Source organism: Pseudoduganella sp. jia 9, from assembly GCF_055502615.1.
In genome coordinates this window covers 285702-304076 of the sequence record NZ_JBUPWE010000004.1, presented here as the reverse complement: position 1 = coordinate 304076, position 18375 = coordinate 285702, and the positions used below count along the sequence as shown (strand labels likewise).

18 protein-coding genes are annotated in these 18375 nt (G+C 65.6%); 12 read left to right on the top strand and 6 right to left on the bottom strand.

Annotation, left to right across the window (positions count from 1 at the left end):
* Positions 1 to 10: 10 nt before the first annotated feature.
* Together ACY34H_RS06265 and ACY34H_RS06260 are read right to left on the bottom strand one after the other, a co-directional pair.
* Complete coding sequence (locus ACY34H_RS06265; protein ID WP_464976623.1) at positions 11 to 1234, bottom strand: glycosyltransferase; 1224 nt, start codon at positions 1232 to 1234, stop codon at positions 11 to 13.
* Complete coding sequence (locus ACY34H_RS06260; protein WP_464976622.1) at positions 1235 to 1762, bottom strand: nuclear transport factor 2 family protein; 528 nt, start codon at positions 1760 to 1762, stop codon at positions 1235 to 1237.
* A gap of 159 nt (positions 1763 to 1921) precedes the next feature.
* Here ACY34H_RS06260 and ACY34H_RS06255 point away from each other — a divergent pair, with 159 nt between their 5' ends.
* The 3 genes from ACY34H_RS06255 to ACY34H_RS06245 all read left to right on the top strand — a co-directional run bounded on the left by ACY34H_RS06255 (position 1922) and on the right by ACY34H_RS06245 (position 5826).
* Positions 1922 to 3679 carry an NYN domain-containing protein gene (locus tag ACY34H_RS06255; RefSeq protein WP_464976621.1) on the top strand — a complete coding sequence of 586 codons (1758 nt, stop codon included), beginning with the start codon at positions 1922 to 1924 and terminating at the stop codon, positions 3677 to 3679.
* 168 nt (positions 3680 to 3847) lie between these two features.
* Complete coding sequence (locus ACY34H_RS06250; protein ID WP_464976620.1) at positions 3848 to 4699, top strand: MOSC domain-containing protein; 852 nt, start codon at positions 3848 to 3850, stop codon at positions 4697 to 4699.
* Between the two features lie 11 nt (positions 4700 to 4710).
* Complete coding sequence (locus tag ACY34H_RS06245; protein ID WP_464976619.1) at positions 4711 to 5826, top strand: GGDEF domain-containing protein; 1116 nt, start codon at positions 4711 to 4713, stop codon at positions 5824 to 5826.
* Positions 5827 to 5896: 70 nt separating this feature from the next.
* Here the strand turns inward: ACY34H_RS06245 and ACY34H_RS06240 are convergent, their stop codons facing one another.
* A complete protein-coding gene (locus ACY34H_RS06240) occupies positions 5897 to 6226 on the bottom strand; it encodes a YnfA family protein (RefSeq protein WP_464976618.1) in 330 nt (109 codons plus the stop codon).
* 14 nt (positions 6227 to 6240) lie between these two features.
* Positions 6241 to 8214 (bottom strand): monovalent cation:proton antiporter family protein, encoded by a 1974-nt coding sequence (locus ACY34H_RS06235; protein WP_464976617.1) that lies wholly within the window; start codon positions 8212 to 8214, stop codon positions 6241 to 6243.
* A gap of 134 nt (positions 8215 to 8348) precedes the next feature.
* Between ACY34H_RS06235 and ACY34H_RS06230 the strand changes: the two genes are divergently transcribed.
* The 9 genes from ACY34H_RS06230 (at position 8349) to ACY34H_RS06190 (ending at position 16152) form a co-directional block, all read left to right on the top strand.
* Entirely contained in the window at positions 8349 to 9347 is a 999-nt protein-coding gene (locus ACY34H_RS06230) for a KpsF/GutQ family sugar-phosphate isomerase (RefSeq protein ID WP_464976616.1), read from the top strand.
* The gene (locus tag ACY34H_RS06225; protein WP_464976615.1) at positions 9347 to 9886 is read left to right on the top strand and encodes a KdsC family phosphatase; all 540 of its coding nucleotides are present in this window, start codon (positions 9347 to 9349) and stop codon (positions 9884 to 9886) included. Before ACY34H_RS06230 ends, ACY34H_RS06225 begins: the two co-directional genes overlap by 1 nt.
* Before the next feature lie 14 nt (positions 9887 to 9900).
* Positions 9901 to 10494: an LPS export ABC transporter periplasmic protein LptC gene (gene lptC / locus ACY34H_RS06220; RefSeq protein ID WP_464976614.1), complete on the top strand. Its 594-nt coding sequence runs from the start codon at positions 9901 to 9903 to the stop codon at positions 10492 to 10494.
* A gap of 29 nt (positions 10495 to 10523) precedes the next feature.
* Positions 10524 to 11108 (top strand): lipopolysaccharide transport periplasmic protein LptA, encoded by a 585-nt coding sequence (gene lptA, locus ACY34H_RS06215; RefSeq protein WP_464976613.1) that lies wholly within the window; start codon positions 10524 to 10526, stop codon positions 11106 to 11108.
* Entirely contained in the window at positions 11109 to 11870 is a 762-nt protein-coding gene (lptB, locus tag ACY34H_RS06210; protein WP_464976612.1) for an LPS export ABC transporter ATP-binding protein, read from the top strand.
* A gap of 17 nt (positions 11871 to 11887) precedes the next feature.
* A complete protein-coding gene (locus ACY34H_RS06205) occupies positions 11888 to 13360 on the top strand; it encodes an RNA polymerase factor sigma-54 (protein WP_464976611.1) in 1473 nt (490 codons plus the stop codon).
* Between the two features lie 107 nt (positions 13361 to 13467).
* A complete protein-coding gene (hpf, locus tag ACY34H_RS06200; protein ID WP_464976610.1) occupies positions 13468 to 13824 on the top strand; it encodes a ribosome hibernation-promoting factor, HPF/YfiA family in 357 nt (118 codons plus the stop codon).
* A 182-nt stretch (positions 13825 to 14006) separates the two neighbouring features.
* A complete protein-coding gene (locus ACY34H_RS06195) occupies positions 14007 to 15089 on the top strand; it encodes an enoyl-CoA hydratase/isomerase family protein (protein WP_464976609.1) in 1083 nt (360 codons plus the stop codon).
* 55 nt (positions 15090 to 15144) lie between these two features.
* Positions 15145 to 16152, top strand: coding sequence for an amidohydrolase family protein (locus ACY34H_RS06190; protein ID WP_464976608.1), 1008 nt, complete (start codon positions 15145 to 15147; stop codon positions 16150 to 16152).
* Positions 16153 to 16199: 47 nt separating this feature from the next.
* Here the strand turns inward: ACY34H_RS06190 and rapZ are convergent, their stop codons facing one another.
* Entirely contained in the window at positions 16200 to 17063 is an 864-nt protein-coding gene (gene rapZ / locus ACY34H_RS06185; RefSeq protein ID WP_464976607.1) for an RNase adapter RapZ, read from the bottom strand.
* Between the two features lie 40 nt (positions 17064 to 17103).
* Complete coding sequence (locus ACY34H_RS06180; protein WP_464976606.1) at positions 17104 to 18357, bottom strand: cation:proton antiporter; 1254 nt, start codon at positions 18355 to 18357, stop codon at positions 17104 to 17106.
* Positions 18358 to 18375 lie beyond the last annotated feature (18 nt).

Sequence of the window (18375 nt, the reverse complement as noted above, 5' to 3'; positions counted from 1 at the left end):
CCGTGCTGGTTCAGCCCAGTACGAAGCGCTTCTGCGCCGGCAGGCAATGCCGGCGCAGGTCGTAGCCGTCGACGATGGTCTGGCGTGCCGCCGTGCGCAGGTGTGCCAGGCTGTCGCGCCGTTCCAGCGCGTCGGCAACGGTGGCGGCCAGCGCCTGGTGGTCGAAGAAGTCGGTCAGCAGGCCGTTGCGGCCATGCTCGATCATCTCTTCCAGCGGCGCGGTGCGCGAACCGACGACCAGGCAGCCGGCGCTCATCGCTTCCATCAGCGACCACGACAGCACGAACGGATAGGTGAGGTAGGTGTAGACGGCCGATACCTGCATCAGCTGCGTCAGCAGCGCATGCGGCAGGCGGCCGACGAAATGGACGCGGCGCATGTCCAGCCGCGACATCACCTCGTCGCGGAAGATGGCCTTCCAGGTCTTGCCCGCCGGCGCGGCGGCACCGTAGCTGGCGCCGTCGCCGCCGACGATGATCACCCGCGCATCGGGCCGCAGCCGCTGCAGTTCGGGCAGCGCGCGCATGAACACATGGTAGCCGCGGTAGGGTTCCAGCTGGCGCGAGACGAACGTGACCACTTCGTCGCCCGGCTTGAGCGCCACGCCGGCGCCGCTCAGCGACACGCGCGCCTGCGCATCGGGGCGGAAACGGTCGGTGTCGATACCGTCGTGGATCACGCTGATGCGGTCGCGGAACCACGGCGGATGGCGGCCGGCCTGGAATGCCGTCGGCGACAGGCCGGCATCGGCCACCGCCATGGCGTGCAACAGGTGCGTGTTGCGCAGCCGCAGCCGCTGCAGGCTGGCCAGGTCGGGCGGGCCGGAGAACTCCGGGTCGAAATGCGAATCGCCGCCTTCGGCACCGTAATAGTATTCGGCATAGACCAGCAGGCGCGCGCGCGGGAAGACATCCTTCGCATACATCGCCTCGCCCCAGCCCGGGTGGGCGAACACGATATCGGGCGTAAAGCCGTCCGTCTTCATGCGATGGAGCGCCGCGGCGGCCGATTCGCCGCGCAGCACCTTGCTGTACAGGTCTTTCAATTGTGGCGCCTGCTGCTGCGCGTGCGCCGGCAGGCGCGCCTGGTGCACGACATGGCGCACGCCGGGCAGGCGGTCCGCATGTTCGGCCATGCCCAGCGCCACCACTTCATGGCCTTCGGCCGCCAGCGCGGGCGCCAGGTGGCGGAACTGGCCCGGGAAGTTCTGGTGGATGAAGAGGATGCGCGCCACTTATCTGGCCTTGTCCTTGCCCGGGGCGTTGCCTTTCGCGTCGAATTCCGCGATCGCTTTCGCGAAACCGTCGACCAGCGCGTTCGGCACCGCCAGCGACAGCTGGTAGTGCTCGATCAGGAAGCCCTTGCCGGTATTGCGCAGTACGCCGCTGGCCTGGCAGATGCCCATCTGCGTATCCAGCTGCTCGTCGAACCACACGTAGCGGCGGTCGGACGAAAAATACACATTGCGCTTGCGCGCCGTGAAGGCCCAGGCCTTCTTCGCGTCGAAGTACGGCCTGGCCCAGGCCTTGAACTGGTCGCGAGTCCATACTTCGGTCTTGTCGGTGCCGATGTACACGCCGTTCGGGGCAATCTTGTCGAAGTATGCCGGCCGGGTGTGGGCGGCATCGTCGTGCCAGCCGTCGACGAAGGCATTGACCTGCCGCGTGAACTCGGCGGCATCCGGGAGCTGCGCGTGCGCGGGCGCGGCGACCAGTGCCACGGTGGCTGCCGCGGCGGCGAAAGTGGTGGCCAGTGACCTCATCGAATCCTCCTGTCGGGCGAAACGGGGAGGATACCTCAGCGGCACGGCGCTGGCGAATTCCCGCCCGGATCCGGCCACGGATTCCGTTGCATGAAAGGGGCGCGGCCGGGCGCAACGCTGCCTGTATAATCAGCGGCTTCACTGCTACCCAAGAGAGTCATGGCTTCATCCAACGATAATGTCAGCATGGCGCTGTTCTGCGACTTCGAGAACGTCGCACTCGGCGTGCGCGACGCGAACTACGAAAAATTCGACATCAAGCCCGTGCTGGAACGCCTGCTGCTCAAGGGTAGCATCGTGGTCAAGAAGGCTTACTGCGACTGGGATCGCTACAAGGGCTTCAAGGGCCCGATGCATGAGGCAAATTTCGAGCTGATCGAGATTCCCCACGTGCGCATCTCCGGCAAGAACTCGGCCGACATCCGCATGGTCGTCGACGCGCTGGACCTGTGCTACACGAAGGCGCACGTCAACACCTTCGTCATCATTTCCGGCGATTCCGACTTTTCGCCGCTGGTGTCCAAGCTGCGCGAGAACAACAAGAAGGTCATCGGCGTGGGCGTCAAGGATTCCACCTCCGACCTGCTGGTGGCCAACTGCGACGAATTCATCTTCTACGACGACCTGGTGCGCGAGAGCCGCCGCCAGCGCAAGGACGTGCGCGACCAGCAGCAGCCGAAGCGCTCGCCGGAAGAGGAGAAGAAAAAGCGCGAAGAGTCGGAGCGGCGCCGTGTCGAGGCACTGGATATCGCCTACGAAACCTTCGATGCGCTGATCGCCGAACGCGGCGACAGCGGCAAGATCTGGGCGTCGGTGCTGAAGGAGGCGATCAAGCGACGCAAGCCCGACTTCAACGAGGCTTACTACGGCTTCCGCACGTTCGGCAACCTGCTGGAAGAGATGAAGGCGCGCGGCCTGCTCGAATTCGGCCGCGACGAGAAATCCGGCGCATACGTCTATCGCAGCAGCCTGGCGGCGGCACCGTCACTGGCTGCCGAGGCAGCCGACCCGGAAACGGCCACCGAAGCGGTGGTGGCGGCAGCGGATGCGGCCGAGGCGCAGGACAAGCGCGAGGGCCGGCGTGGCCGGGGCAACCGCGGCGGCCGTAATCGCCGCGGCGGCGCGCCCGATGTGGCGGAAACCACGACCCATGCCGGGCCGTGGGGCGCGGCTGCCGAAGCACATGGCGGGGCGGCCGACGAGCAGGATGATGAGTCAACCAGCCGTGCAGCCGATGAGGTAGCCGATGGGGTGGCAGGTGCGGTGGCCGATGAGGTAGCCGATGAGGTAGCCGATGAGGTAGCCGATGAGGTAGCCGATGAGCTGGGCGAGGACATCGCCGCTGGCGCCGATCTGGATGCGGACGAGCTGGCCGTAGCGCTCGAATCGGCCGCTGCCGATTACGCGACCGAACTGGCGTCGGCGGAGCAGGCGCTGGAGGAAATGGCCCGCGAAGTCAGGGAAACCCGCCGTGCCCGGGCTGCCGGGCAACTGAGTGCTGCCGAGCAGGCGGCCAAGGCGTTTGCCGAGCTGCATGCGGAAACCGAACCGGCGCCGGAAGCCGAAGCCGAGGCCGAAACGACGGCTGAAGCGCCCGTGGAAGCTGCACCGCCCAAGCGCAGCCGTACCAGCGCTCGCAAGCAGGCGGCGGCGAAGAAGCCTGCGCGTTCCAGCAAGGCCGCCAAGGCCGCTGCCGCCAGCGTCGAGCCGGCACCTGCGGCGGAGCCGGTGCCGGAAGCAGCTGCACCGCAAGCGCCAGAGCCGGTATCGGCACCCGAGGCAGGCGCCGCACCGCTCGAGCCGGCCGAGCCGGCTCCGGACGAAGCACCGCAGCCCGCGAAAAAGCCGCGCACGCCGTCGCGCAGCAGGCTGCCGCGCAAGCCGAAGAGCAAGCCCGAAGGCGATGCCGAAGGCTGATCGCGCGTCGTGACAGCGCCGGCGATCCGCCGGCTCACCAGTCATCCTCCCGAACTGCCGGCAGCCGCCGGCAGTTTGCTTTTGGGCTTCATCCCCGCATCCGCGGCAATTTACTGCCGCCCCCTTTGCTGCCATACTGCGCGTCACGAGAACTCATGGCGGCTGTCGATGGCGATCCTGTCCGAAATCACCCTGTATCCGATCAAGTCCTGCGGCGGCATCGCGCTGCAGGCCGCAACGCTGACGCGTGCCGGCCTGATGTCCGAGCAGATCTATGACCGAGAATGGATGGTCGTGGATGCCGCCGGCGCCTGCCTGACCCAGCGTGAGCATCCGAAGATGGCGCTGATCGCGCCGCGCCTCAAGCTCGATACGCTGGAGCTGCGCGCACCCGGCATGCTGCGGCTGGAAATCCCGCTCGGCCTGGCCGATCCCGATACGGCGCCGACGCTGACCGTGCAGGTATGGGACGACACGCTGCAAGCCTACGACTGCGATGCGCTGACCGCCGCCTGGTTCAGCAATTACCTCGGCGTGGCATGCCGGCTGGTGCGCTTCCACCCGAATGCACTGCGCCTGGCCAATCCGAAATGGACGGGCGGCATCGAGGCGCCCACGCTGTTTTCGGACGGCTACCCGATCCTCGTCATCGGCGCCGGATCGCTGCGCGACCTGAACGTCCGGCTGGAACGGGCCGGGCGCGCGCCGCTGCCGATGAACCGCTTCCGTCCGAACCTCGTCATCGACGGCATCGACGCCTACGAGGAAGACTATGTCGACACCTTCCGTGCCGGCGCCGTGGTGCTGAAGCCCGTCAAGCCGTGCCCGCGCTGCCCGATCCCGTCGATCGACCAGGCCACCGGCGAGTTCGGCCCGGATCCGCTCGATATCCTGCAAGGCTACCGCGCCAGGCCGGAAGTCGACGGTGGCATCTGCTTCGGCATGAACAACATCCTGCTCGAAGGCGATGGGGAAACCGTGCGCGTCGGCCAGGAAGTGGACGTGGAGCTGGCCTTCTGAGCACGCCGCCGATGACCGATTCCGCCGAAGTCCTGGCCGCGGAAAACCGCGCCCTGCGCGAGCGCATGGCCTGGATGCTGGAGCAGGCCGAACGCAACCATGACATCATGATGCGGCACCAGGCGTTCGACCTGGAGATCGTGGGCGCCACCAGCTTTCCCGAGCTGATCGGCAGCATCTTCCGCACGCTGCCCGTCATTTCGGAGCTGGACAGCGTGACGCTGTCGCTGGTCGACGAAGGCGCCGACATCCGCACCGTGATGGAAAGACTGGGCGTGGATTTCGCCGCCTTCCCGGACCTGCAGTTCGTCGCCGGCACGGGCCAGCTCGAGCTGGGTGCCGAGCCGAGGCCCCTGCTCGGCGCCTACGATGCGCGGCGCGATGCGCACCGCTTCCCGCAGGCCGCGCCGTCGCTGCAGAGCGTGGCCGTCGTGCCGCTGCTGCGCAACCGGCGCGTGATCGGCACGCTGAACCTGGGCAGCCGCGATCCCTCCCGCTTCACGCCCAGCCTGGGGACCGACTTCGTCGAGCACATGGCGTCGATCATCGCGATCTGCCTGGAAAACGTGATCAGCAACGAGATGCTGAAGTACATCGGGCTGACCGATTCGCTGACCGGCGTCTACAACCGCCGCTACCTGGACCGGCGCCTGCTGGAAGAAATCGCACGGGCGCGCCGCCAGCGCTACGACCTGTCGTTCATGTACATCGATATCGATCACTTCAAGCGCATCAACGATACGCTGGGCCACCAGGGCGGCGACGAGGTACTGCGCGAGGTGGCCAGCCGCATCAAGGGCGAGCTGCGCCTGTCGGATGCGCTGGCCCGCTTCGGCGGCGAGGAATTCGTGGTGCTGCTGATCGACGCGGACCTGGACAGCGCCGCCTTCGTGGCCGAGCGTATCCGCGCCGGCATCTCGGCGGCGATGATCGACCTGGAGGGCGGCGTGAAGGTGTCGATCACCGGCTCGATCGGCGTGGCCTGCCTGTCCGCCGCCGACGGCGACGGGGCCGCGGGGGCCGCGGCCGAGATCGCGGCCAGGGAATTGATCGCCCATGCCGACGAGGCGCTGTACCAGGCCAAGGCGGGCGGGCGCGACCGGGTGATACGGTACGTCGGGCACTGAGGCGCGGCGCCCGTTCGCGGCTCCCGCATGGTGCTGCAAGCTATTGTTTTGCAAGTGAAAAACGGCGAGGCTACCCGCGCGGCTGCAGGGCAATGACGGCCATGCCGCCCAGCGCCAGCGCGGCGCCCAGGGCATCCCAGCGGGTCAGGGCGATACCGTCGACAAAGCGCAGCCACAGCAGCGCCACCGCGATGTACATCCCCCCATACGCGGCGTAGGTGCGGCCGGCGGCGGTGGGGTGCAAGGTGAGCAGCCAGGCAAACAGGACCAGCGACGCGGCCGCCGGGACCAGCAGCCAGGCGGTGCGGCCATCCTTCAGCACCAGCCAGGGCAGGTAGCAGCCGACGATTTCGGCCAGCGCCGTGACGGCGAACAGCAGCGACAGGCGCAGCATTTCCATGGCTTATCGCGTCCTCATCCCAGCAGTATGTGTTCGGCGCGCGCCACCGCCTGCGCATTGCCGCGCAGGACGACGACGTCGCCCGCTTCCAGCACCATGTCCGCGCCCGCATCCAGCCTCTCCCGGCCGCGCCGGATCGCCATTACCTCGGCGCCGTCGACATCGAGTTCGCCCACGGTGCGGCCGACGCAGTTCGCCGCATCGGTCAGCGTCACCGTGTGCAGCCGTGCCGCTTCGGTGTCGTCGCCCACGTCGCTGATGCCGTGGAAGTAGCCGCGCAGCGAGGCGTAGCGTTCCTCCCGCGCGGCCTGCACGCGATGCACGACCTTGCGCAGCGGCACGCCCAGCATGACCAGGGCGTGCGAGGCCAGCATCAGGCTGCCTTCCATCAGTTCCGGCACCACCTCGGCGGCGCCGGCCGCCTTCAGGCGATCCAGGTCGGTATCGTCGTGGCTGCGCACGATCACCGGCAGCGTGGGCGCCAGTTCGTGTACCAGGTGCAGCACCTTCAGCGCTGATGGCGTGCTGGCATACGTGATCACCAGCGCGCTGGCGCGGTAGATGCCGGCCGCCACCAGGCTTTCGCGCCGCGCCGCATCGCCATACGACACGCTGGCGCCGGCCGACCGGGCTTCCTGCACACGGGTGGGGTCGAGGTCCAGCGCCTGGTAGGCGATGCCTTCTTCCTGCAGCAGCGTGGCCAGGCTCTGGCCGCTGCGGCCGAAGCCGGCGATGATCACGTGCTGCTGCGCGGACATCGTGCGCGCCGCGAGCTGCGTCAGGTTCAGGGACTGCATCATCCATTCGTTGCTGGAGAATTTCAGTACCAGCCTGTCCGACTGCTCGATCAGGAACGGCGCGGCCAGCATCGACAGCACCATCGACGCCAGCACCACCTGGATCACGAACGGATCGACCAGTTCCATGCCGCCGGCCACGTTCAGCAGCACGAAGCCGAATTCGCCGGCCTGCGCCAGCGCCAGGCCAGTGCGCATCGACACGCCGTCCGAGGAGCCGAACAGCTTCGCCAGGCCGGCGATCAGCGCGAACTTCATCAGCACCGGGAACACCAGGAGCGCCAGCACGAGCCACCAGTTGTCCAGCACCACGCGCACGTTCAGCAGCATGCCGATGGTGATGAAGAACAGGCCGAGCAGCACGTCGCGGAAGGGCTTGATGTCTTCTTCCACCTGGTGCCGGTACTCGGTCTCGGAAATCAGCATGCCGGCCACGAAGGCGCCCAGTGCCAGCGACAGGCCGGCGCGCTCGGTGATCCAGGCCGCGCCCAGCGTCACCAGCAGCAGGTTCAGCATGAACAGTTCCTGGGAGCGGCGCTTGACCACCACCGTGAACCAGCCGCGCATCAGCTTCTGGCCGAAGAACAGCAGCAGCGCCAGCACCAGCACGGCTTTCAGGGCGGCCCAGCCCAGCGTGACGAGCAGGTTGTCGGGGTTTTTCGCCAGTGCCGGAATCAGGATCAGCAGCGGCACCACGGCGATATCCTGGAACAGCAGGATGCCGATGATCTTGCGGCCGTGCTCCGATTCCAGTTCGAGCCGCTCGGTGAGCATCTTGACGACGATCGCCGTCGACGACATGGCCAGTGCGCCACCCAGCGCGAACGCGGCCTGCCAGGAGATCTGGATGGCCGGCGGCAGGGTGCGGGCGATCACCCAGCCGAAGACGAGGGTCGCCACGATCGTGAGCACAACCTGGGCCATCCCCAGGCCGAACACGTCGCTGCGCATCGACTTCAGTTTCGGCAGCGAGAATTCGAGGCCGATCGAGAACATCAGGAAGACCACGCCGAATTCGGCCAGCGCATGGGTGGCATGGCTATCGTCGGCCAGCCCCAGCGCGTTGGGACCGATCAGGATGCCGACAGCCAGGTAGCCGAGCATGGGCGGCAAATGCAGCATGCGGAAGGCCACCACGCCCAGCACGGCGCTACCCAGCAGCAGGAGAGTCAGTTCAAGGGGGGAGAACACGAAGGTATCCGTGGGTGGGCCGGCGACACAATGGGCATCTGCAGCACTGGTGGGGAGTTTGTAACGTCTGGCAAGTTTTTTGCTTTCCCAATTCGGCTATACTTTCGGGCATGAGTGTAACCCATGAAAAAACAATGCTGAAAGCTTTTGATGCAACAACCGCAAGCCGTGCACTGGTGCTGGCGCGTGAAGCCCTGCAAATCGAGGCCGATGCCCTGGTCGCGCTGCATGACCGCCTGGCAACGGATGAGAGCGTAGGGAAAGCTGTCTCGCTGCTGCTGAACTGCAAAGGGCGCGTTGTCGTTTCCGGCATCGGCAAGTCCGGCCACATCGGGCGCAAGATCGCCGCGACGCTGGCTTCCACCGGCACCCCGGCGCTGTTCGTGCACCCGGCCGAAGCGGCGCACGGCGACCTGGGCATGGTCACGCCGGACGACGCGTTCATCGCCATTTCCTATTCCGGCGAAAGCACGGAACTGATGGCGATCCTGCCCGTGGTCAAGCGCATGGGCGGCGCGGTGATCTCGATGACGGGCAAGCCCGAATCGAGCCTGGCCCGGCTGGCCGACGTGCACCTGGACGTTTCGGTCGCCAAGGAAGCCTGCCCGATGAACCTGGCGCCGACGGCGTCGACGACCGTGACGCTGGCGCTGGGCGATGCGATCGCCGTCGCGCTGCTGGACCTGCGCGGGTTCAAGGAAGAAGACTTCGCCCGCTCCCATCCGGGCGGCGCACTGGGCCGCCGCCTGCTCACGCATGTGCGCGACGTCATGCGCCAGGGCGACGCCATCCCCGCCGTGGCAACCGATACCCGGCTGCCGGATGCACTGATGCAGATCACGCAGAAAGGCATGGGCATGACCGCCGTGGTCGATGCACAATACCGGCCTGTGGGCGTGTTCACCGACGGCGACCTGCGCCGCCTGATCGACAAGGTGCAGGACTTCGGCAAGGTCGTCATCGGCGACGTGATGCATGCGAATCCGCGTACCATCGGCCCTGAAAAACTGGCAGTCGATGCCGTGGCCATCATGGAAGAGCACCGCATCAACCAGATGCTGGTGGTCGACGAACACGGCAAGCTGGTCGGTGCGCTGCACATCCATGACCTGACCCGTGCAAAGGTGATCTGATGACTATTACTTACGACGCGGCTGTCGTCGAACGGGCCGCGCAGGTCAAGCTGTTCATCTTCGACGTGGACGGCGTGCTGACCGACGGCGGTCTGCACTACGGTGCCGAGGGCGAAGCGTTCAAGACATTCAACGTGCAGGATGGCCTGGGCATCAAGCTGCTGCAGGAATCGGGCGTGCTGACCGGGATCATCAGCGCGCGGCGTTCGCCGCAGGTGGTGGCCCGTGCCAGGGACCTGGCGATCGAATTCGTGCACCAGGGCGGCCACGACAAGCTGACGCCGTTCAAGGCGTTGCTGGAGCAGCTCAACCTGTCCGCGGAGCAGGTGGCCTTCATCGGTGACGACGTGGTCGATATCCCGATCCTGTCGCGTGTCGGCTTTGCCGTGGCGGTGCCGAATGCACGGCCGGAAGTGCTGGCGCGCGTGCATCACGTCACGCAGCATCGCGGTGGCCACGGCGCGGTGCGCGAAGTCTGCGAGTTCGTGCTGCGGGCGCAGAACAACTATGAGCGAGTCATGGCCCAGTTCCTGGCCTGAGAAACGGAGAAGCCATGCGCAACCAGCGAACCGCACACCGCTACCGCCTGTCGATCGGCATGATCCTTGCGCTGTTCGGCGCCCTGGGATCGTTCTGGCTGCTCGAGCTGATGAACCGGGCCGGCGAGGAAATGGAAGCCGGCATCAAGGTCGATGAACCGGACCACATCGTGGAGCGCTTCTCGTTCGTGCGCATGACGGAAACGGGGCAGCCCGGCTACATCATCTCGGGCGACAGGCTGACACACCGTCCGTCCGACGATTCGGCGGACATCGACAAGCCGGTGGTGCGCAGTCTTTCCGGCGACAGGCCGCCGATGGATATCCGCGCCGAACATGCCAGGGTCGACCAGGACAACACGCGCATCACGCTGACGAAGAACGTGAACATCCACCGGGTCGCGTCGCCCGCCGCGCGGGACATGCACCTGGCCACCGAGAAGCTGACGATCTACCCCGACGAAGACCGTATGGAAACCGACCTGCCGGTGCGCATGCAGAGCGGCGGCGCCACCGCCACCGGCATCGGCATGCGGGCCAACAATGCCACGCGCCAGCTGCAGCTCGGCCAGGGCACCATCGTGTATCCACCCCGGCCGCGCCAATGAGGCGGATCACAATCGCATAGGAATCGAAGATGAAGAAACTCATGTTGGCGGCGCTGATGCTGCTGGGCGTTGCGGGTCATGCCGCCGCCGAGAAGGCCGATTCGTACAAGCCTACCGAGATCAATTACGGACGCCTCGATGCGGACGACGTCAAGCAGGTCTATACATTCACCGGCGACGTGACGCTCACGCGCGGCACGCTGCGGATGAAGGCCGACAAGGCGGTGGTTACCTACACGCCGGACGGTTACCAGCTGGCCACGCTGACCGGCGGCGGCAAGAAGGTCACGTTCCGCCAGAAGCGCGACGGCGAAGGCGACCAGTGGATGGAAGGCGAAGCCGACCGCATCGAGTACGACGAGAAGGCCGAGCTGGTGAAGATGTACTCGAAGGCGAAGATCCGCCGCCTGGAAGGCAGCAAGCCGAGCGATGAGGTCGAGGGCGAATTCATCTCGTACGACAGCCGCCGCGAGTTCTTCAGCGTGCGCAATACCAGCAGCGGCGCCGACAAGCCGGGCGCCGGGCGCGGCACCATGGTGATCCAGCCGAAGCGCACCGCACCGGCGGCGCCGTCCGCAACGCAACCGCCGGCCGCGCCGGCAGCGGGGAATTAAATGGCGCAAGTGCAGGAAAACTGCAGCAGCACGCTGATCGTGCGCGGCCTGCAAAAGAGCTACGGCAAGCGCCAGGTGGTGCATGACGTGTCGTTGCAGGTGGCGTGCGGCGAAGTGGTCGGCCTGCTGGGGCCGAACGGTGCCGGCAAGACCACGTCGTTCTACATGATCGTGGGCCTGGTCGCGTCGGACGCCGGCACCATCGACCTCGACGGCACCGACATCTCCAGCCTGCCGATCCACAAGCGCGCCACCCTCGGCCTGTCGTACCTGCCGCAGGAAGCGTCGGTGTTCCGCAAGCTGACCGTGGAAGAGAACATCCGCGCCGTGCTGGAGATCCAGAAGGTCGACGGCAAGCCGCTGGGCAAGGCGGCGATCGACGAACGCCTGAACGCGCTGCTGGCCGACCTGCAGATCGAGAAGCTGCGCGAGAACACGGCGCTGTCGCTGTCCGGCGGCGAACGGCGCCGCGTGGAGATCGCCCGTGCGCTGGCGACCAACCCCCGCTTCGTGCTGCTGGACGAACCGTTTGCCGGTGTCGACCCGATCGCCGTGATCGAGATCCAGCGCATCGTGCGCTTCCTGAAGGAGCGCAGCATCGGCGTGTTGATCACGGATCATAACGTGCGCGAAACGCTGGGCATCTGCGACCGGGCGTATATCATCAATCAGGGCAGCGTACTGGCCTCCGGCCGACCCGACGATATCATTGCCGACGAGTCCGTACGCCGGGTATATCTGGGTGAACATTTCCGCATGTGACCGGGCATTAATCAGCTATGAAACAGTCTTTGCAACTGCGCACTTCCCAGCACCTCGCGCTGACGCCGCAATTGCAGCAGTCGATCCGGCTGCTGCAATTGTCCACGTTGGAGCTGCACCAGGAACTGGAACAGCTGCTGACCGATAATCCGCTGCTCGAGCGGCTCGACGACCCGCTCGACCGCTCGGTGCGCCTGCTGGGTGACGGTGCCATCAACACCGCGCAGGCCCCCGGCGAAGCGCCACCGGAAGGCGGGCCACCGCAGGATGCGCCGGCGACGCCCGAACCCGAGCCGTTCGATGGCGGTGGCGAGGGGCTCGATGCCGGCACCGGCGATACCGACTGGAGCAGTGCGGGCAGCGGCAAGGGCCCGGACGACGACGATGCCCGCCCCCAGCTCGAAGCGAGCCACCGCAGCCTGCGCGAGCACCTGATGGAGCAGATGCGCGTGACCGTGCTCGAATCGCGCGACCGGGCACTGGTGGAGCTGATCATCGATGCGCTCGACGACAACGGCTACCTCGAGGAGAGCCTGGAGGAGATCCACGCGCGGCTGCCGGAAGAACTGGAAATCGAGACCGACGAATTGCGTACCGCGCTGAAGATGTTGCAGAGCTTCGACCCGGCGGGCATCGGCGCGCGCAGTGCATCCGAATGCCTGGCCCTGCAGATCCGGCGCATGCCGAATGTGCCGCTGGTGACGCGGCGCATGGCCCTGTGCATCGTTGAAAACCACCTGCAATGGTTCGCCCAGCGCGACTTCAACAAGCTGAAGAAGGCACTCGATTGCGACGACGAAGACTTGCGCGAGGCGCAGGCGGTGATCCGCCAGTGCAACCCGCATCCGGGCGCCGCGTTCGCGGCCGACGTGTCAGACTACGTGGTACCGGATGTGGTGGTGAAGCGGGGGCGCAATGGCTGGATCGTCACATTGAACAACGATGTGATGCCCCGCCTGCGCGTCAACGCGCTGTACGCCAGCCTGCTCAAGCAGGGCAAGGGTGAAACCCAGATGAATGCCCAGCTGCAGGAAGCCAAGTGGCTGATCAAGAATATGCGCCAGCGCTTCGACACGATCCTGCGCGTGGCCCAGGCCATCGTCGAGCGCCAGAAGAACTTTTTCTCGCATGGCGCGGTGGCAATGAGACCCCTTGTGTTGCGTGAAATAGCTGATACACTGGGCCTACACGAGAGCACTATCTCTCGGGTAACAACTCAAAAATATATGCTGACTCCGCATGGCATGTTTGAGTTGAAGTATTTTTTTGGCAGCCACGTGGCAACCGAAGCTGGCGGGGAAGCATCCTCGACTGCGATCCGGGCGCTGATCGTGCAATTCACAGGAGCCGAAGACCCTAAGAACCCTTTATCCGACAGTAAGATTGCGGACATGCTGGGTGAACAAGGCATGGTGATTGCGCGACGCACTGTTGCCAAATATCGCGAAGCATTGAAAATTCCCCCGGTCAGCCTCCGCAAATCCCTGTAAGCAAAACCCTGGCAGCAAATCCTGGTAGTGCTTGGGTTCCTCTGCGCCGCCTTACTTGCTTGGTGGAGAACGCACGAACCTGTAATATCTTCTTTAGGAGTGTGTGTATGAATCTGACCATCAGTGGACACCATATCGACGTTACCCCTGCCATTCGCGAATATGTGCAGAACAAGCTGGAACGCGTCAGACGCCATTTCGATCAGTTGATCGATGTCAGTGTGATCCTGAGTGTAGATAATCTCACCGAGAAAGAGAAAAGACAGAAAGCGGAGATCAACCTGCGGATGTCGGGCAAGACCGTGTTCGTCGAAAGCGTCGCGCAGGATCTTTATGCGGCCATCGACACGCTGATCGACAAGCTGGACCGCCAGGTCATGAAGCACAAGGATAAAGTGCAGAACCACAATCATGAAACCATCAAGTACCTGAGCGAGACCGAAAATCCCGCGTCGACCGCATAACGACGGTCGCAGGTCGCAGTCCCTCGACTGCTGCAACACAAGGGCGCACGATGCGCCCTTTGTTATATGTGGCGCCTGCATGCGCGCCCTGCACACAGGTCTTGCGTACATCCCACGTTTATCCCACATGGTTCGCATCCATGGCTAGAATGAGGCCAATAACGACAACGATGCGAGACACCATGACCGACCACGTCCATATCAAGGTGCGTAACGGCACCGGCTTCATCACACTCGACCGGCCGAAGGCGTTGAACGCGCTGTCGCTCGAGATGATCCGGGCGATCACGGGCGCGTTGCTGGCCTGGCGCGACGACGAGGACGTTGCCGCCGTTGTCATCCGCAGCAGCTCCGACAGGGCGCTGTGCGCGGGCGGCGACGTCCGCTTCTTCCATGCCGCCGGCAGCGCCACGCCGCAGCGCGGCAGTGCCCTGATCGAAGATTTCTTTACCGAGGAATATGCGCTGAATTACCTCGTGCATTGCTTTCCGAAACCCTACGTGGCCGTGATGGACGGCGTGGTGATGGGCGGCGGCATGGGCATCGCGCAGGGCGGACCGCAATGCGGCGTGCGCGTGGCAACCGACCGCACCCGGCTGGCGATGCCCGAGGTGAACATCGGGCTGTTTCCCGACGTGGGTGGCAGCTATTTCCTGGCGCGTGCGCCCGGCAAGCTGGGCGTTTACCTGGCGCTCACGGCGCTGATGATCGGTCCTGCCGATGCGCTGTACTGCGGCCTGGCCGATCATTACGTTCCCGCCCCCGAGCTGCCGCTGCTGGCCGACCTGGTGGGGTCCACCGCCGGTGCCGGACTGCGCGAAGCGGTCGCCATGTTCGCCCGGCCGCTCCGCGGGGAGGCGGGCGCATCGGAACTGCAGGCGCACCGTGCACTGATCGACGACCATTTCGCGCACCGTTCGGTGACCGACATCGTCGCCTCGCTGCGCCGCGACGATCACCCGTTCGCGCAGAACGCGCTGGCCGCGATGGCGCGGCGTTCGCCGCTGATGATGCGCGTGACAGCCGAGATGATACGGCGCGGCGCAACAATGGGCATCGCCGACTGCCTGCGGATGGAGCGCAACCTGGTACGCCGCACGTTCGAGCACGGCGAGGTGATCGAGGGCGTGCGTGCGCTGGCAATCGACAAGGACAATACGCCGCGCTGGAATCCGCCGTCGCTGGACGAAGTGAGCGACGCGATGGTGGACCGCTTCTTCGAACCGGCATGGCCTGCCTGGGCCCATCCGCTGCGCCACCTGTGAGCCTGCCGTCAATTCTCACCGTCCTGGAGGACGGTGTCTCCCGGAGCAATATTTGATGAACCGCCGTGATTTCCTGACATTCGCCGCCGCTTCGCTGGCACTTCCCGCCTGGGCCCACGATGCGCCGGCCAACACCATGCAGGCGGCGGTGCCGCCGGCCGACGCACCCCTGGTGGACCACCACCAGCACCTGTTCAGTCCGGCGATGGCGCGGCTGCTCGACACCGGGGCCGGCGGGCCCTCCGTGATTACGGCGAAGGACATGATCGCGCTGCTCGACGCCGCCGGCATCCGCCGTGCCGTGCTGCTGTCCGTCGCCTACGTGTGGGGCAGTCCGGCGCGCAAGATCGAGGACGAGTATATGAAAGTGCGCGCCGAGAACGACTTCAACGGCGCGCAGGCCGCGCTATACCCTGACCGGCTGCTGGCCTTCTGCAGCGTCAATCCGCTGAAGGAATATGCGCTCGAAGAACTGGAACGCTGCGCCGCGCTGCCCGGCCTGAAGCATGGCCTGAAACTGCATTTCGGGAATTCGGACGTGCAGCTGGAGTTGCCCGAACACGCCGCGCGGCTACGGCAGGTATTCGCCGCGGCCAATGCGAAGAAGATGGCGATCGCGGTGCACATGCGGGCATCCGTATCGAAGCACCGGCCGTATGGCGCCGCCCAGGCCCGCATCCTCCTCGAACAGCTGTTGCCCGCCGCGCCGGACGTGACAGTGCAGGTCGCACACCTGGCAGGCACCGGCCCCGGCTATGGAGATGCACCGTCGGACGAAGCGCTGGGTGTGCTGGCCGACGCCATGGCCGCCCGCGATCCGCGCACGAAACGGCTCTGGTTCGACGCCGCCACGATGGCCAATCCGGACATCACGCCGCAACAGCGGGAAAAGCTGGCACAGCGCATCCGCCAGATCGGTGCCGAACGCATCCTGTTCGGCTCGGATGCCGCGGCGGGCAAGAACCTGCGGCCGCGCGAGAGCTGGGCCGCGTTCCGGCAACTGCCCCTGACCGAGGCGGAGTTCAAGCGGATTGCCGGGAATGTCGCGCCGTACTGGAGGTAAGCGCAGCGATGTGCGCCTGCAAGCGCACACTCCTTACATCGGCTGACTTAGTTTTGCTCGCGATGGCGCAGCACCACGCGTTCCGCCGCATTGAAATGCCGCGCGAGCCGCTCGGCCATGTACACGGAGCGGTGCTGGCCGCCGGTGCAGCCGATGGCGACCGTCAAATAGCTGCGGTTATCGGTCTTGAACGCTGGCAGCCATTTTTCGATGAAGCCACGGATATCGCCGAACATTTCTTCGGCACTGGGCTGCGCATCGAGAAATGCGATCACGGGCGCATCGCGGCCGTTCAACGGGCGCAGCGCCAGGTCGTAATACGGATTCGGGATCGCGCGCACGTCGAACACGAAGTCCGCATCCTGCGGCACGCCTACCTTGAACGCGAACGACTCGAAGAACAGCGTCAGCGGCGCGTTCTCGCTTTCAACCAGTTCCTTGATCCAGGCACGCAGCTTGTTGGCGGAAATTTCCGACGTGTCGATCACGTGGCCCAGCTGCTCGATCGCGGACAGGCGCTCGCGCTCCTCGCCGATGCATTCGATCAGCGTGCGGCGCGCCGACGGGTTCTTGCCGGGATGCAGCTCGTGCGACAGCGGATGGCTGCGGCGTGTTTCCGAGAAGCGCGCGACCAGGGAATGTGTATTCGCGGTCAGGAACATGATCTTCACGTCATGCCCCAGTTCGCGCAGCTTGCGGACGTCGCCCGGCAGGCTGGCCAGCGAAGCCGCGCTGCGGGCGTCGACCGCCACGGCCAGCGCCGGGGTGCCCTCCTCGGCCAGGGTGGCAACAAGATTGGCCAGCAAGGCTGGCGGCAAGTTATCTACACAGTAATAGCCGGTGTCTTCGAGAACGTTCAGGGCCACCGATTTGCCCGAGCCGGAAATACCGGTAATGAGGACGATGCGCATGCGCGGGATGATACCTTAAAACGGCAGGAAAAGATCGCGCTCAGCGCCGCCAGAAACGGTCGAGCAGCGGTGTGACACTGGTGCCATGCGTGACGATCGACAGCATGATCACGGCGACCGTCATGCCGATCATGCTGCGGGCCAGCGGCTCCGGCAATCCATGGTTGATCGCATACGCCAGGTAATACAGCGACCCGATGCCGCGCACGCCGAACCACGCGATGATGCCGCGCGAGCGCATGGTGCCGCCACCGAGCGCGATGAACACGCTGACGGGACGCGCCACCACGAACAGGAACAGCGCCGTGGCCCAGCCGCGCCAGTCGTCGATCCAGTACACCGCGGCGCCGCCCAGCAGCAGTACCAGCGTCAGTTCCGACAGCCGTTCCAGGTGCTCCTTGAACAGCAGCGAGTTGGCGGAAATGGTCTCCTGCACCGGCTCGACGCCTTTCTCGGTCAGGATCGCCTTGCCGGAGCGCGCCGCCAGAGTCAGTTCGGTCTGGCGCAGGGCGACGCCGGCGGCGAATACGGCGAGGAATCCCCACGCCTCCACCGACACGGTCAGCCCGTACGAGACCGCGATGAGGCCCAGGCCCATCAAGTCGTCCAGTACTTCGTGCTGCGGCCGGCAGCGGCGCAAGGCGTGGCTTATCCGTGCCAGGCCAGCCCCGCAGGCACTGCCGATCGCGATGCCGCCGATAGTGCCCCACAGCAGCTCCTTGCCGAGCCAGTGCAGGCCATGCGGGCCCAGGTCGTGCAGGCCGAGCAGGCCCAGGCCCAGCATCACGAACGGGAAGGCGCTGCCATCGTTCATGCCGGCCTCGGAGCTCAGCGTAAAGCGCAACGGGTCCTTGTCGCCGGCATGGCGCAGCTGTACGTCGCTCGCCAGCACCGGATCGGTCGGCGCCAGGATCGCGCCAAGCAGCACGCCGGCACCGAGCGGCAAATCCAGCACGTAATACGAGAACAGCGTCATCAACAGCACCGATATCGCCATCGCCAGCCATGCAAGGCGGATGGGTGGCAGCCAGCGCGGGATCGTTACCGGAACGGGCATCTTGATGCCCGCCGAGAACAGCGAGATCAGCACCGCCACCTCGGTCAGTACCTCGAGCAGCGGCGCCTCCGCGAACGGATCGAAGGAGAAGATGCCGAGGCCGAACGGTCCCACTACCAGGCCAACGGCGAGGTAGATCATTGCGGATGTGAAAGGGAGATGAGCGATCGGCGTTCCCCACAACCCGCGCGCCAGCATCAGGCAGCCGATCAGGAGGAACCACTGGAATGTCGGCATGTGGAAATACCAGGACTG

What these genes read in the sequence shown, in the direction of transcription:
- ACY34H_RS06260 (WP_464976622.1), bottom strand. Translation starts at nt 1,762, where the DNA reads ATGAGGTCACTGGCCACCACTTTCGCCGCCGCGGCAGCCACCGTGGCA.
- ACY34H_RS06255 (WP_464976621.1), top strand. Translation starts at nt 1,922, where the DNA reads ATGGCTTCATCCAACGATAATGTCAGCATGGCGCTGTTCTGCGACTTC.
- ACY34H_RS06250 (WP_464976620.1), top strand. Translation starts at nt 3,848, where the DNA reads ATGGCGATCCTGTCCGAAATCACCCTGTATCCGATCAAGTCCTGCGGC.
- ACY34H_RS06245 (WP_464976619.1), top strand. Translation starts at nt 4,711, where the DNA reads ATGACCGATTCCGCCGAAGTCCTGGCCGCGGAAAACCGCGCCCTGCGC.
- ACY34H_RS06240 (WP_464976618.1), bottom strand. Translation starts at nt 6,226, where the DNA reads ATGGAAATGCTGCGCCTGTCGCTGCTGTTCGCCGTCACGGCGCTGGCC.
- ACY34H_RS06230 (WP_464976616.1), top strand. Translation starts at nt 8,349, where the DNA reads ATGCTGAAAGCTTTTGATGCAACAACCGCAAGCCGTGCACTGGTGCTG.
- ACY34H_RS06225 (WP_464976615.1), top strand. Translation starts at nt 9,347, where the DNA reads ATGACTATTACTTACGACGCGGCTGTCGTCGAACGGGCCGCGCAGGTC.
- lptC (WP_464976614.1), top strand. Translation starts at nt 9,901, where the DNA reads ATGCGCAACCAGCGAACCGCACACCGCTACCGCCTGTCGATCGGCATG.
- lptA (WP_464976613.1), top strand. Translation starts at nt 10,524, where the DNA reads ATGAAGAAACTCATGTTGGCGGCGCTGATGCTGCTGGGCGTTGCGGGT.
- lptB (WP_464976612.1), top strand. Translation starts at nt 11,109, where the DNA reads ATGGCGCAAGTGCAGGAAAACTGCAGCAGCACGCTGATCGTGCGCGGC.
- ACY34H_RS06205 (WP_464976611.1), top strand. Translation starts at nt 11,888, where the DNA reads ATGAAACAGTCTTTGCAACTGCGCACTTCCCAGCACCTCGCGCTGACG.
- hpf (WP_464976610.1), top strand. Translation starts at nt 13,468, where the DNA reads ATGAATCTGACCATCAGTGGACACCATATCGACGTTACCCCTGCCATT.
- ACY34H_RS06195 (WP_464976609.1), top strand. Translation starts at nt 14,007, where the DNA reads ATGACCGACCACGTCCATATCAAGGTGCGTAACGGCACCGGCTTCATC.
- ACY34H_RS06190 (WP_464976608.1), top strand. Translation starts at nt 15,145, where the DNA reads ATGAACCGCCGTGATTTCCTGACATTCGCCGCCGCTTCGCTGGCACTT.
- rapZ (WP_464976607.1), bottom strand. Translation starts at nt 17,063, where the DNA reads ATGCGCATCGTCCTCATTACCGGTATTTCCGGCTCGGGCAAATCGGTG.
- ACY34H_RS06180 (WP_464976606.1), bottom strand. Translation starts at nt 18,357, where the DNA reads ATGCCGACATTCCAGTGGTTCCTCCTGATCGGCTGCCTGATGCTGGCG.